We start from the raw sequence: 14,371 nt of genomic DNA on the forward strand, positions 1-14,371 counted from the left end.
CAAATCCAACTCTAAATTAATTTCTTTAAACTCTCATAAACAGACAGTTCTACATCTGCATGATCTTTTGTATTGCATTGTTCAATCAATTTTTTCAGATCTGCAGGCGCTAAAGTTGATTTATTATCCAAAACCAATAATAGTTCCTGAGAAGCATCATTTAGTTTTTTAGATAATGGTAATATTGGCTGCACCAACGGTGCGTTATTGCTTAATTCTGTTAATCCTTTATGAACTGCAATCCATTTTGTAAAAAATGCAGCCACTTTGGCTTTATTGTCTGCCGATTTATTAGCTAAATATTGGCTTACAGCTGCGTCAAATGCTAAAGCATCTTTTGCATCTGGTCCGCAGGCATCTGCAAACAAGGTAAACGGAGAATACATTTGGTACTCTGTTCCTCCTTTGTTACGAGTATATCCTTTCAATGGTTCGCTTACATTAGAGAATTCTTCCAATGATTTGATATCTTGATTGTTTGAAATGTTTCTTAAAATCACATCTTTGTTTCTGATATGTGTAATGCCCAATTCTTCCAATCTAAAAGAAATATTTTCTAAACGCTTGCGCATATTCTCAACATCTACTACATCTTCTGCCGACCATAATCTTTCTGCAATTGCAGCAGTTCTTGGCCAAATTCTCGAATCTATCGTTGTTGGGGTAACCAACTCGGTCCACATTGTAGCTTCTCCGCCTAAAATTCTTGCTTTTTCGTCACTAGTTAAATTAGCTCCTTTTGGCATTGGGTCATTTAGGTAATGGCTTGCGATTGGATACATTAAATCAATATAATATCCATTTGATAAAACTGTTTTGTATCCTTTTTTAACGGCATCTACAAGAGATTGTCCAGCTGGCATTCCTTCGTTTGGACCTCTCCAAGAATGCACAATGGCTTCTTTAGATAAATTTTTGGTTAAAATTTCTTCCCAACCCATTAATTGTTTTCCGTGTTTCTTTAACATCGGTGCCAATTGCATCGTGAAATACGTTTGCAGTTCGTGGTTGGTTTTTAAATTATGCTTCTTCTTGAATTCTTGAATTTTAGGATTTGCATCCCAGTCTTTTCCTTCGTTTTCATCTCCTCCAATGTGAAAATAAGCACCTGGAAACAACGGACAAACCTCATCAAAAACCTCGCTTAAAAGCTGGTATGTTTTAGGATTTGAAGGATCTAATGTTGGCGAAAAAATTCCAGCATTTCTTTCAATTCCATAGGTAGCAATTGCTGTACCTTGAATATTTTTTTCGGATGTTCCTCCTGTCAGCGTAATCACTTTGCTTCCAATTTCTGGATAAGCAGTTAAGATTGCAGATCCGTGACCTGGAACATCTATTTCTGGGACAATTAAAATACCGCGCTCATCGGCATATTTTACGATATTTTTAATTTCCTCTTGTGTGTAATACATTCCATCCGAAGCTACTTGCGTAAATCTTGGATGTTTTTTCATTTCAATTCTCCAGCCTTGATCATCAACCAAATGCCAATGGAAAACATTCATTTTCATTGCTGCCAGTGCATCAATATTTCTTTTCACTACATCAATTGGCTGAAAATGTCTTGAAACATCCATCATTAAACCTCTCCATGTAAATCTTGGGAAATCTGAAATTTTTGAAGCTGGAAAATAAAATGTTTTTGAATTGTTTTGAAGCATTTGCAATAAAGTCTCTAAACCATGTAAAGCTCCTAAATCGCTTGAAGCGTTTAAAGTGATTTTGTTTGAAGTAATATCTAAATGATAACTTTCGTCTTCGTATAAACCAATTTTACCGCTTTTGGTGCAATTAATCTGTAATTCCGCATTTGGAACTTCATTTAATTTTTCAATAAAACCTTGCTCGAAAAATATACCTGTTCTACCATCCAAACGGCGCAAAAAACGAGTTACTCCACCAAAAATTCTTGGATTTGGATTTCCAGTAATGTTTACTTTAAAATTTTTGCTTAAATTAAAATTACCTTCATTAATAACAACATTCTGAGGCCAAGGCATAAGATTCAGCTGCTCTTTCTGGACTTGAGCACCTGCAGATATGCCAGCAAATAATAGTACAAATAGATATTTCATTTTTCTTTTTTTTTGGTTGGATAGTTTTTAATAAGTATCCGCAATTTATATAAAAAACAAAACTCAGAATGATTCCAGCTTTTACCTCACTTTCGCAATGAGATCAATCTGAATTTTGCTATTTGATTCATTATAAAATGAATCGGAAAAAATTTAGTAGTCAAAACGTTTAAAGGCTTCAATCGCTTCATACTCAGCCAAACCTAACTCATCGTATAATATGGCTGTGTTTTTGTTTCGATCTTCTGCCCTAACCCAGAATTCACGAGAGTCATTGCCTTGAAACATTACCCTGTCCTTTTGAGACTGGTGGTGTAAAATGGCATGACGTTTCAATAAGACTTCTGATGGACTTAACGGAACGGCCATATCTATTTCATGAATATCCCATTCGTGCCAAGCGCCTCTATAAAGCCACAACCAGCAATCATCCATGTATGGTTCTGATTTAAGTTCTTTTAACGCGGCAAAAATGGCATTTAAACAAACCTCATGAGTTCCGTGAGGATCTGCAAGATCTCCAGCAGCAAAAACCTGATGTGGTTTTATCCTCGCAATGATATCTTTTACAATTGCAATATCTTCTGGTCCTAACGGATTCTTCTTAACTTGTCCTGTTTCATAAAAAGGAAGATCTAAAAAGTGGGTATTCTCATCTTTCAGTCCGATGTATCTTGTTGCTCCGTAAGACTCTCTTCTTCTAATTAATCCTTTTAGTTTTCTTACTTCTAAAGAATCAATCTGATTTTCGGATTTATTATTTAAAAACTCGATAACCGATTTGAAATTGATATCTGCTTGACCTTCTCCGATAAAATCACTGGCAACTTCTGCAAATTTTAACGCTTCATCATCTGAAACCGCAATATTTCCCGAAGTTTGGTACACCACATGAACATCGTGTCCTTGCTTGATTAATTTCGAAAATGTTCCTCCCATAGAAATCACATCGTCATCAGGGTGCGGACTAAAAAGTATCACTCTCTTTTTTGCCGGATTTGCTCTTTCTGGACGAAATGAATCATCTGTGTTTGGTTTTCCTCCTGGCCAACCGGTAATCGTGTGCTGCAAAATATTAAACATGTTAATGTTCATATCATAAGCAGAACCTTCCTGAGCCAATAGGTCGGACATTCCGTTATTGTTGTAATCACGATCTGTCAATTTTAAGATAGACTGTTTTGTTTTTTGACAAAGCCAAACAATCGCTTTACTTTTCAATTCAGGTGTCCAAAGACATTCGCCAACTAACCAAGGCGTTTTAAAACGAGTTAATTCTGAAGCGGCAGACTGGTCTAAAACAAAAGTTGCATTTGGATGATTTTGCAAAAATGTAGCCGGAACTTCTGAACTAATATCTCCTTGAACAGTTCTTTTAATAATGTCCGCTTTATTTTGTCCCCAAGCCATCAAAACAATGCGTTTTGATCTCATGATGGTTGAAACCCCCATTGTAATGGCACGTTTCGGCACATTATCAATACCATTAAAAGCTGATGATGCATCAACTCTTGTAATATGATCCAAAGTGATAATTCTTGTTCCTGAATTAATATGCGAACCAGGCTCATTAAATCCAACGTGTCCTGTACGTCCAATTCCTAATAACTGAAAATCAAGACCGCCAGCGTTTTTAATATTCATTTCATAATCGATACAGTATTGATTAATTTCATCAATTGCTACTGTACCATCAGGAATATTAATATTTTCAGGTTTAATATCAATATGATTAAAAAGGTGCTCATGCATGAAATAATGATAGCTCTGATTATTCTCTTTAGTCATCGGATAATATTCATCCAGATTAAAAGTGATTACATTGCTAAAACTAAGTCCTTCTTCTTTGTGCATTCTCACTAGTTCCTCATAAACTTTGATCGGAGAAGAACCTGTTGCCAAACCTAAAACACAAGATTTATTTTTTTCCTGCTTAGATCTAATAAGCTGCGCAATTTCCTGTGCTACAATTACAGAAGCTTCAATAGAACTTTTGAAAATCTCGTTATGAATTTTTTCAAAACGAGTTTCTTCAAATTTCCCAGCGCTTTTATAACTGATATCAGGTTTTATTTCTAAAGCACTTTTCATTTTTTTCTTTTTTTGTAGTAAATTACCCTTTTGGTCTTAAGATATGGTATAGACAGCTTTCACCATCTATACCATACTACTAACCAAACTTAATATTCTTTTTTTTTAGAAGTTTGCTTTATCAACATCCCACCAAAGTCTTGTAGCTCCATTGTCTGGTCCACCAAGAACCGCAACTCCAGATTCTACTCCTTTAGGATTGTTTGTTGCTTCAGATAATGGGAAAGGTAATCTTCTTACTCCTAATGCAGTACTTATAACTCCACCACTTTTATTATTTGTGATTCTAAATAATTTTGGATAACCTGTTCTTCTGAATTCAGACCAAGCTTCTTGTCCGTCAGGATATGTAGCAATCCATTTTTGAGTGATAATTTTTTCTAAGTTAATTTCATTTGTTGCTCCCCAAGCCACTGTAACTTTAGAAACTGCCGGAGAATTATTTACTGGATTAATTGGATCAACATAATCCTTAGCAACTTTTACATTATCAGCTATGTATGCAGCTGCACCCTCTACACCATTTTGTTCAAAAGATGCTCTAATGCCCGCTTCATATAAATCTTTTGCTACACCATCCATGTTCCATCCTCTTAATGCTCCTTCAGCTCTTAAGAAGTAAACTTCAGCTGTTGACATCCACGTAACTTCTCCAGTTTTTGTACGAGCTCCTGTTTGCGAAAAATTAGCATATGTTGAAGGTGTTGGATAAACAATACCTGTTCTAACTCCTTTATATTCGCCAGCAACTTGTACAGATGGCTCCCAATATTTAGCCATTCTAGGATCTTGATATCCGCCTAAAATAGATTCCATATCAGCCCCCATAAATAATCCAACCCAAGCATGACTCATCACATCTATAACATTTAAATCTAGTGGTGATTTAATCTTTAACACATCTGCATTCAATTTAAATACTCCTATTGAGTGATTTACCGCTTTTTCTGCTTCTGTTTTTGCCAGTGATGGATTCACTTTAGAAATACGCATAGCTAATCTTAAACGTAAAGAGTTTGCATATTTAACCCACTGCGAATAGCTTCCGCCATAATTAGATTGATCCGTTTCAGTAAATTTAGAAACCTCACCATCAGCAACTCTCGCTGTCAAATCGGTTACTGCGAAATCTAAATCTTTAAACATTTGAGTATAAATTTGTTCCTGAGAATCATAAGTCGCCAATCCATCTCCCCCAAACTTAGAATATACGGCTGGTCCATACATATCTGTAATACGTTGCATAGTTGCCACTTTGATTATGAGTGACCATGAATAAAACTGGTCATATTTTCCTTTTGCTCTTTGTTCAATCTTAAACAAATTAGCGATGATATTTACATAAGCATCATCCCAAGCGTAACCATTCCAGTTTTGATTTAAATTGTAGTTATGATTGTTTATTCCACCAAACTCATTTGGAGTAGTCATATACCCTGACCATCCATCTGCCTGTAAACTTTGCTGCAATTGATATTGCCAAGTTACATCTGATATGTAAAGTCTAGTAAATGCAGGTTTTATCAAACTTTTAATATTATTAAAATTTTGTTCCAAATCTGGTGTAGTTGCTCCTACAGGATTTTGATTCATCTCGTCAAAATTATCTGTACAACTAAAAGCTGCCAGAAGAGACAAGCATATCGCTGTTCTTTTTATTATATTTAATGTCATGATTGTAAGATTAGAATGTTAAGTTTAAATTAATACCGATACTTCTTGTTGACGGCATCCCAAACACATCAACACCTTGTAAACCTTCACCTGTACTTAGTGCCACATTTGGATCGAATGGAGCATCTTTATAAATAAAGAATAAATTTCTGGCAATTAAAGAAACTGTAGCCGTTTGAAAAACTGGTAATTTCGTTTTATTGAATGTATATCCAATTGAAACCTCTCTTACACTAACATTGGTAGCATCGTAAATATATTGGCTACTCACTCCATTTCTCCCTGCAACATTACTGTAGTATTCATATGGATCCATTGAAGTTACAGCAGTACCATCACTTGCTTTAACACCATTAATATTAACAGTTCCCGCATTTCTTGCATCTCCTGTAGCTTTAGAAACTCCATTGAAATCATTAATTGCTTGTGTTAAACTAAGCACTTCTCCACCAAAGCGGCCGTCTAATAAAATGTTTGCTGTAAAAGCACCTAGTTTGAAAGTGTTAGACCATCCTAACATAAAATCAGGATTTGCATTTCCAATTTCTTTCCAATCTGTTCTTTGCAATGTATTGTCATCATTAACTAAGATTCTGCCTTGTGCATCTCTTTTAAAATCGAAACCTTCAATTACACCAAATGGTCTTCCTTCGATTAATGAATATCTGTAAGAGTTAGATCCTGGATCTGTAAGCACGATTCTTCCGCCTGTTGATTCTGAAGGAATGTCATTTACCCTACTTCTGTTTTGAGAAAAGTTAATTCTTGTATCCCAATTGAATTTTTCACCTCTAACAATGTCAGCAAATAAAACAACCTCAAAACCTTTATTCGAAATACTACCAGCATTAATACCGTAAAAAGTAAATCCATCAGGGTTTGTTGACTCCGCCGGAACCTGAAGAAATTGATTTTTTGTTTCTGAAGTATAGTAAGATAATTCAAAACCTAACCTGTTATTAAAAAATCTCCATTCTGTACCAAGTTCTAATTCAGATTTTAACTCATTTTTCAAGCTAGTTCCTCTTCTTGGTCCCACTGTAGGGTTCACTATATTTCCAGCTACGATGCTAGATGTTGGGCTTGTAATAGTCGATGCGATATCATTACCCACTTGAGCAAAAGTGGCACGAACTTTACCATAATTAACAAACTCTGGCATCGTTGTCATTTCACTAAGAATTGCAGTGGCACCAACAGCTGGGTAAAAATAACCCGGATCTTGAGTATTTGCTAATGTAGAAGACCAGTCATTTCTTCCTGCTACATCCAAGAACAAATAATCTTTATATCCAAAAGTTGCTGCTGCAAATACAGACTGTACTTCTCTTTCCGATCCTGTCTGAACATTTCCATTATTGTTAACGAAGTTTCCTAGTGTAAAGATGTTATCATAAACAAGTCCGCCACCGATTCCTGAATCAATAGTCAATCCAGTAGTTCTTGAGTGATTTATACTTGTACCTAAAGTACCATTAAAACTAAAGTTGTCGTTAATTTTTGTATTAAACAAAGCAATTAAGTCAGCATAGTTTTGTGTTCCAATAAGATTTGAATTGATATATCTTCCCGTTGGGTGTACCAATGAAGTTGCAGAACTTCCATACATCCCTTTTTGAAAATTACTTTCATTTCTGTTATAACTATATCTTGAAGTTAAATGAAACCACTCAGCAATTTTATAATCTAAAGCGATTGCTCCTGTAAAGAAATTATTTTTATCAACAGATTTTTGTCTGTTAATCTGCCAGTATGGATTTTCATTACTTTCATTTACTGTTGCAAATCCTGGATAGTTTTGCTGCATCATATTTTTTACCGGATCAAAAACTTCATATGTTTTCAAATCATTTAAAGTAAATGCTCTTGGATGGCTATAAACTCCAGCGATTGGGTTAAAATATAAACCGTTAGTTGGTCTGTTGTTAATTGTTTGAGTAACATAATTTGCTGTTACAGCAACACTTAATTTATCATTAAAAAATTTACTTGTCTGACGAATTCCAAAGTTATTTTTCTTTATGTGATTTCCAGGAATAATTCCAGAACCATTTGTATTTGCATAACTTAAAGCAGTTGAAGCTCCATCTGTAGCTTTCGTAAAAGTCATAGAGGTAATTTGAGTATTTCCTACTTCAAAAAAGTCTTTAATCTCTTTATCTCCTTCCACCTTTTGTTTTGGTCCCCAAGATCTTGGATCACCTGGATTAGAAGTATAATCAGACTGAAATTCTGGAAGGTAAGCTGCTGTTTCAAATGTTGTAACTGAATTCACATTAAATGATTCAGCTCCAGCTTTTGCTTTTTTAGAAGACAATAAAATAACTCCATTTGCTCCTTGAGAACCATATAATACAGAAGCCGCAGCACCTTTAAGAACTGTCATACCTTCATAATCGTCTGGATTTATTAATGAAACTACATCTCCTCCATCTTTATTACCTCCATTCAAATCACCAAAAGTTCCATTTGGCTGCCCTGCCCCACCATTATATAACGGAATACCATCAATAACATATAAAGGCTGATTATTTACAAAAGATGAATTACCACGAATAGTAACTTTTGTAGTTCCTCCCGCTCCAGATGAACTTCGTGTTACCGCAACTCCAGCAATTTTACCAGCCACAGTATTAATTAAGTTGGCATCTTTAACACGAGTTAACTCTTCTCCCTTAAGCTCTTGAGCAGCATAAGCCAAAGATTTTCTTGTTTTCTTTATACCTAAAGAAGTTACAACAACTTCATTTAATGCATTTGAAGCTCCTTGAACCAACTTCACATTAATTGTAGCAGCATCTCCTACAACTATCGTCTGAGTTTCTAGTCCAACATAAGTAAATACTAAGCTCTGACCTTTTTGAACTTCAATAGTATACAATCCGTCAAAATCGGTAGTTGTCCCCTTTTGACCTCCTTGTACAGCAACAGAAGCTCCAGGTAATGGCATACCGTCAGAATCTGTAATCACACCTTTGACACTTTTTACTTGTGCAAGCGAAACTTGCGCCGTAAAAACAATCATAAAGATTAAGAAAATTTTTTTCATGTTTATTTTTATTTTGTTAGTTATGAAGTAAAATTATTCTTAAGGCATTGTTAAAAAAAATAAATTAAACCAACAGCAATAAAATTTAAACGAACGACATAAATCATTCAATAATACGCTTTACGAAAACGTTCTAATACAAAAATTAAACACCAATATCCTTTTTTTGCGAAATTTTATTCAAAAAAATTGGCTTTTTGCAGTTAATTGTTTAAAGTTGCACAATATTTCAATATTGTTAAGAAAAACCAAAAAACCGTAAAGAACTTAAAGCCAGTTGAAAGAAATTCGAAAAGTTAAATTTGATATTAAACTGCAAAATCATATCTGGTTTTGGGGAGTATACTTTACTTTAAACTTTTTAAGATGGGGCGCTTACTTTAATGATTATCCTTATGCTTTCAAATCAAACTTAATCGAATTTTCTCTGGTAATTCCTTTAGTATATCTGAATTTATTTGTTTTGGTTCCGAAGTATGTATTGAAGCAAAAATATATTATGTATACATTTTTATTGCTTCTGAGTCTATTTGGAATTTATTTGGCTAAAACTGCGCTTACTTACTACATTATATCTGAAAACATCTGGCCAGAAGCAAATCGAGAATATCATCCTTTTGAAATTAATCATATCGTTGCCGTTTGCATTGGAGAGTTGTATGTACTAGCAATGGCATCATCAGTTTATCTGACACTGACATGGTTACGAGAAAGAGAGAGAAACAGATCGCTAAGAGAAAACCAATTTAAGATTAAACTTAAATACCTCGAAAATCAAATTCAGCCACATTTTTTCTTTAATACATTAAACAACTTATACGCACTATCATTAGAATCATCCAAAAAAGTTCCAGATGTAATCATAAAACTTTCCAATTTGATGGAATATGTTTTATATGATGTAAAGGGAACTAAATTCGTTCCGTTAATAAAGGAAATCGATTATATCCAGAATTATATCGAAATTGAAAAGCTTCGCTTTGAAAATGTTGAAGTGACCATAAATTTAGAATCAAACATAGATGACGTAGTTGTACCTCCTCTAATTTTTATTTCATTGGTAGAAAATGCATTCAAGCATGGCGGTCTAAACAACAAAAACTTAAAAATAAAAATCAATTGCAGAGTCATCGAAAACAAAACGCTCGATTTTGAAATCTTAAATAATTTTGTACTTTCACAAAATCATAATCCAAAAAGAGGAATTGGTTTAGTTAATACAAAAAAGAGACTGAAACTGATTTACAAAAACAATTTTAGCCTGAAGCATAGCACTAAACTAAATTTCTACATAATCCGATTACAAATACCTACTCAGAATGAAGATTAAATGCGTGTTAATTGATGATGAGCCTTTAGCTATTAAAGTCCTGGAAAATTATTTTACCAATTTTACAGACTTTGAAGTTATAGCAACATTCACTAACTCTCTGGAAGCGCTCGATTTTATTAATAGCACTACTGTCGATGCCGTCTTTTTAGATATTAACATGCCCATGATGACTGGTTTTGAACTTATCAGCCTCATCGAAAATAAAACTAAAGTTATCATTACCACTGCTTTTAGAGAATTTGCTGCCGAAAGTTATGATTTGGATGTTCTAGATTATTTGGTCAAGCCCATTCCGCTGCCAAGATTTATAAAATGCATCAATAAAATAACCACCGAATACAATCTAAAAAACAATATTAAGGTCGAAACCGCAAAAGGCGATTCTCATATTTTTATCAAAGTCGATAAAAAAATGATGAAGATTAATATTGAAGAAATTCTATTTGTTGAAGGAATGAAAGAATATATAAAAGTTGTCACGCCAGACAAAACTTATATTACACATAAATCTCTTACATCGCTCTCAGAAGAATTACCTCAAGATCGCTTCCTTAGAATACATAAATCTTATGTAATTGCTCTAAATAAGGTAAAATCTATAGAAGGAAACCGCGTTCAAATTCAATCTTACAACATTCCGATAGGCAGAAACTACAGTAAAGAGGTTAAAAACAAGATATTGGAATAAAATATAATTACGAATTACATTTTCTAAGTCGGTTAAAATTAACACTTTGTTGAAAAAACACAGTCGTTGGTTTAAATTTAACATTATTTATACCTTTTTATTTTTTTTTGATAATCCTAACAAATATATTTACGGTCTTCAAAAAACAATAAAATAAAAAATTAACCTTATTATTATGAGTTCAGAAAATGTGCAAACCAAATGGGGGCAATTTATCTCTTTGATAATCGTCTTCTTCTTTTGGGGTTTTGTTGGTTCAGCCAATGACATCCTGATTCCAGTATTCAAAAAAGTATTTACGTTATCGCAAGTACAATCTCAATTAGTAGCTTGGGCTTTCTATGCTGCTTATTTTGTTGGATCAATCATATTCTTTATCGTTTCTTTAAAAGTAGACGTTTTACAAAAATACGGGTACAAAAGAACCCTGTCAGCAGGATTAGTTTTATCAGCTGTAGGTTCGTTTTTATTCGTCCCAGCGGCTACAATTCAAAGTTTCCCTTTCTTCTTAACAGCTTTATTTACAGTAGGATTAGGATTTTCAATTCAGCAGATTGTAGCAAATCCTTTAGCCATTAAAATGGGAAGTCCAGAAACTGGAGCGCACCGTTTAACGCTTGCAGGAGGAATCAACTCTTTTGGAACAACAATCGGAGCTATCTTGTTAGGTATCGCTTTATTCGGAATGGGAGACAACAAAAAAACAGCGCTTTCATTAGAAGATATTAAATTGCCATTCATCATTTTAGGTCTTGCATTTATTGCTGTTGCGGTATTTATGAACTTTTCTAAAATTGAAGATCCTATAAAAGAGGAAGAAGCAATCATCAAAGACAAACACAGCAGTTTTAACATTCTTGACTATCCGCAATTATACTTGGGGATGTTAGGAATTTTTATTTATGTTGGAACTGAGGTAACTATCATCAGTAACTTGCCTGCTTTATTGCACACACACGAATTCGGAAACGTCCTAGAAGATGCCGTTGCACCATTTATTGCGCTTTACTGGGGTAGTTTAATGATCGGCCGTTGGAATGGTGGAGTAAATGTTTTCAACACTTCTAACTTGGTAAATACGGCTCTTAAATTTATTGTGCCTGCTGCTGCATTTGGAGTAATTATCGGAGCAAATATCTTTGCTGCTCACGATGTTTCTTCATTCTACATCTACCCAATCTGGATTTTACTATTTATTGCTGTAAGTTTTGTTGGTGGTAAAAACGCTGGAAAAACATTAATGCTTTTCGGAATTTCGGGATTAACGATGATGGTTTTAGGATTGGCTTGGCCAGACCCAGAAATTACTAAATTCTTCTTTATTTCTGGAGGATTGTTCTTATCTATCATGTGGCCTTCAATCTTCGATTTAGCGATTGCAGGATTAGGGAAAAACACAGGAAAAGCATCTTCTTTCTTAATTATGATGATTCTTGGTGGTGGAGTAATTCCATTATTACAAGGAAGCATCTGTGATTTAGATGCTACAAATCCAAATGGAATTTTTGGAATCACATATACACATTTCTCATACATCGTACCGCTTATCGGTTTTGCTTATTTAGGATTCTATGGTTTCTATTGCCCTAAAATCTTGAAAAAACAAGGAATCAGCCACATCGAAAGTGCTGGCGGAGGACACTAAGAATTAAAAAAAATCCAATATATAAAAAATCCAAATTCCAATTTTACTAATCGGAATTTGGATTTTTTTTATTTCAAAAAAAGAAAAAACTTAGAATCTCAGCATCTCAGAAACTTAGCCTCTTTTACTTCGCATTAATGATATTACTCAAATTCTTCTTAAAAATAGCTTTATTCTGAGCCGATAAAGGATAAACGACATCTTTGTCTGCATGAACGATTATCTTATCAATATCGGCATTTAAAAGCGCTTTCGGATCTTTTATTTTTAAGGTGCAAGCTCCATCAAAAAAACCATCATCTTCTATCGTTTTTCTAGCTTCTATTTTTGTGCCATCGCTTAAAACTGCTGAGATTGTCATTTCACTATTTAATGTTTTCGAATAAAACCCATCCATTACCAATAAAAGACGATAAGAGTTTTTCAATTCCGGACCTTTAAACTCATGTCTCGTAATATTATAACGAAGACCTTTTGCAAGTGTTTGAAATTTTACAGAGCAATCCAACTCATAAGTAGCAACATCTCCAGCCTCATTTACCGAAGTAATAACTTTAGCGGCTTGGGCGTTTATTGAAAAACTCGCTGCAAAAAAAGACAACATAAATAAGATAACTTTCATATTTAACTATTTAAGATTCAACATAAAAGTAAAAAAAATCGCCTTTTCTCGTTAGAAAAAAGACGATTTTAATTTTGTAAATATCTAAGGATTATTTGTTTCCTTTTTCAAAATCAGCTACGAACTGAGCTAAACCGATATCTGTCAATGGGTGTTTCAATAAACCGTAAATTGCAGAAAGAGGTCCAGTCATCACATCAGCACCAATTTTTGCACAGTTTACAATATGCATTGTGTGACGCACAGAAGCTGCTAAAATTTGAGTTTCATAACCATAGTTATCATAAACCTCTCTAATTTCTTGAATCAAATTCAATCCGTCAGTAGAAATATCATCTAAACGACCAACAAACGGAGAAACATAAGTTGCTCCAGCTTTTGCTGCCAAAATAGCTTGTCCTACAGAGAAAACAAGAGTTACGTTAGTTTTAATTCCTTTATCAGAAAAATATTTAGCTGCCATAACACCTTCCTTAGTCATAGGAAGTTTTACAACGATTTGCTCATGCAATTCAGCTAGCTCCTCGCCTTCCTTAACCATACCTTCAAAGTCAAGGGCGTTAACTTCAGCACTTACATCACCATCAACAAGGTTGCAAATGTCAACATAATGCTTAAGGATATTGTTTTTTCCAGTGATTCCTTCTTTTGCCATTAATGACGGATTAGTCGTCACACCATCCAAAACACCTAAAGCCTGTGCTTCTTTAATTTGAGCTAAATTAGCTGTGTCAATAAAAAATTTCATAATTTATATTATTTAAATTGTGTTGAATTATTCTGGGCGTGACCATATTTGCAAAAGGCGCACTCATCAGAACGTTTATAAGAGCCTTTCTCAAATCTGGTCGGGATAATCTGCTGCTCCGCCGCGGACTGCTCCTATCCCTCACGCAAACGCAGGTGCAAAATTACGAAATCAATACCAATAACAATTTCAAAAACGAGATCAATTTGTAAATTCTATCAAAATTCACAAAATAATTACAAAGAGTAAATTATTTATTTCTGTTTAATTCTTTCAATTCGTCCCTAATTTCTTCCAGAACTCTTAAAGTATCTTCTTTATAATTTTCAGAATTATTTATTTTATCGCTTACTGCTCCTAATATCCTACGAATTACAAACCAAATAATCAGTAAAACTAAAACGCTAAAAACAGCTGGTAAATACTCTGCAATCTTTTCCATA

Annotated in this window: 10 protein-coding genes; 3 read left to right on the plus strand and 7 right to left on the minus strand. The window is 34.1% G+C overall.

Annotated elements, in window-relative coordinates; all coding sequences use genetic code 11:
- Positions 1 to 11: 11 nt before the first annotated feature.
- From BLP44_RS11210 to BLP44_RS11225, 4 genes are all read right to left on the minus strand, one after another.
- The gene (locus BLP44_RS11210; RefSeq protein WP_091132982.1) at positions 12 to 2,078 is read right to left on the minus strand and encodes a beta-N-acetylhexosaminidase; all 2,067 of its coding nucleotides are present in this window, start codon (positions 2,076 to 2,078) and stop codon (positions 12 to 14) included.
- A gap of 153 nt (positions 2,079 to 2,231) precedes the next feature.
- Positions 2,232 to 4,169, minus strand: a complete 1,938-nt coding sequence (gene nagB, locus BLP44_RS11215) for a glucosamine-6-phosphate deaminase (RefSeq protein WP_091132985.1) — start codon at positions 4,167 to 4,169, stop codon at positions 2,232 to 2,234.
- A gap of 105 nt (positions 4,170 to 4,274) precedes the next feature.
- Positions 4,275 to 5,843, minus strand: coding sequence for a RagB/SusD family nutrient uptake outer membrane protein (locus BLP44_RS11220; RefSeq protein ID WP_091132988.1), 1,569 nt, complete (start codon positions 5,841 to 5,843; stop codon positions 4,275 to 4,277).
- 10 nt (positions 5,844 to 5,853) lie between these two features.
- Positions 5,854 to 8,892 (minus strand): SusC/RagA family TonB-linked outer membrane protein, encoded by a 3,039-nt coding sequence (locus tag BLP44_RS11225; protein WP_091132992.1) that lies wholly within the window; start codon positions 8,890 to 8,892, stop codon positions 5,854 to 5,856.
- Between the two features lie 277 nt (positions 8,893 to 9,169).
- On the opposite strand from BLP44_RS11225, the gene BLP44_RS11230 reads away from it, so the two are divergent.
- From BLP44_RS11230 to BLP44_RS11240, 3 genes are all read left to right on the plus strand, one after another.
- Positions 9,170 to 10,222, plus strand: coding sequence for a sensor histidine kinase (locus tag BLP44_RS11230; RefSeq protein ID WP_008468852.1), 1,053 nt, complete (start codon positions 9,170 to 9,172; stop codon positions 10,220 to 10,222).
- A complete protein-coding gene (locus BLP44_RS11235; RefSeq protein WP_008468851.1) occupies positions 10,212 to 10,913 on the plus strand; it encodes a LytR/AlgR family response regulator transcription factor in 702 nt (233 codons plus the stop codon). The genes BLP44_RS11230 and BLP44_RS11235 overlap by 11 nt, the downstream gene beginning before the upstream one ends.
- A 175-nt stretch (positions 10,914 to 11,088) precedes the next feature.
- Positions 11,089 to 12,558: an MFS transporter gene (locus tag BLP44_RS11240; protein ID WP_091132995.1), complete on the plus strand. Its 1,470-nt coding sequence runs from the start codon at positions 11,089 to 11,091 to the stop codon at positions 12,556 to 12,558.
- Positions 12,559 to 12,682: 124 nt separating this feature from the next.
- Here the strand turns inward: BLP44_RS11240 and BLP44_RS11245 are convergent, their stop codons facing one another.
- The 3 genes from BLP44_RS11245 to BLP44_RS11255 form a co-directional block, all read right to left on the minus strand.
- Positions 12,683 to 13,180 carry a hypothetical protein gene (locus BLP44_RS11245; protein ID WP_091132998.1) on the minus strand — a complete coding sequence of 166 codons (498 nt, stop codon included), beginning with the start codon at positions 13,178 to 13,180 and terminating at the stop codon, positions 12,683 to 12,685.
- Between the two features lie 91 nt (positions 13,181 to 13,271).
- Positions 13,272 to 13,928, minus strand: coding sequence for a fructose-6-phosphate aldolase (fsa, locus tag BLP44_RS11250; protein WP_066034088.1), 657 nt, complete (start codon positions 13,926 to 13,928; stop codon positions 13,272 to 13,274).
- 250 nt (positions 13,929 to 14,178) lie between these two features.
- The gene (locus tag BLP44_RS11255; protein ID WP_091133002.1) at positions 14,179 to 14,370 is read right to left on the minus strand and encodes a hypothetical protein; all 192 of its coding nucleotides are present in this window, start codon (positions 14,368 to 14,370) and stop codon (positions 14,179 to 14,181) included.
- Position 14,371 lies beyond the last annotated feature (1 nt).

Origin of the sequence: Flavobacterium anhuiense (genome assembly GCF_900101855.1) — a bacterium.
GTDB classification, from domain to species: domain Bacteria; phylum Bacteroidota; class Bacteroidia; order Flavobacteriales; family Flavobacteriaceae; genus Flavobacterium; species Flavobacterium anhuiense.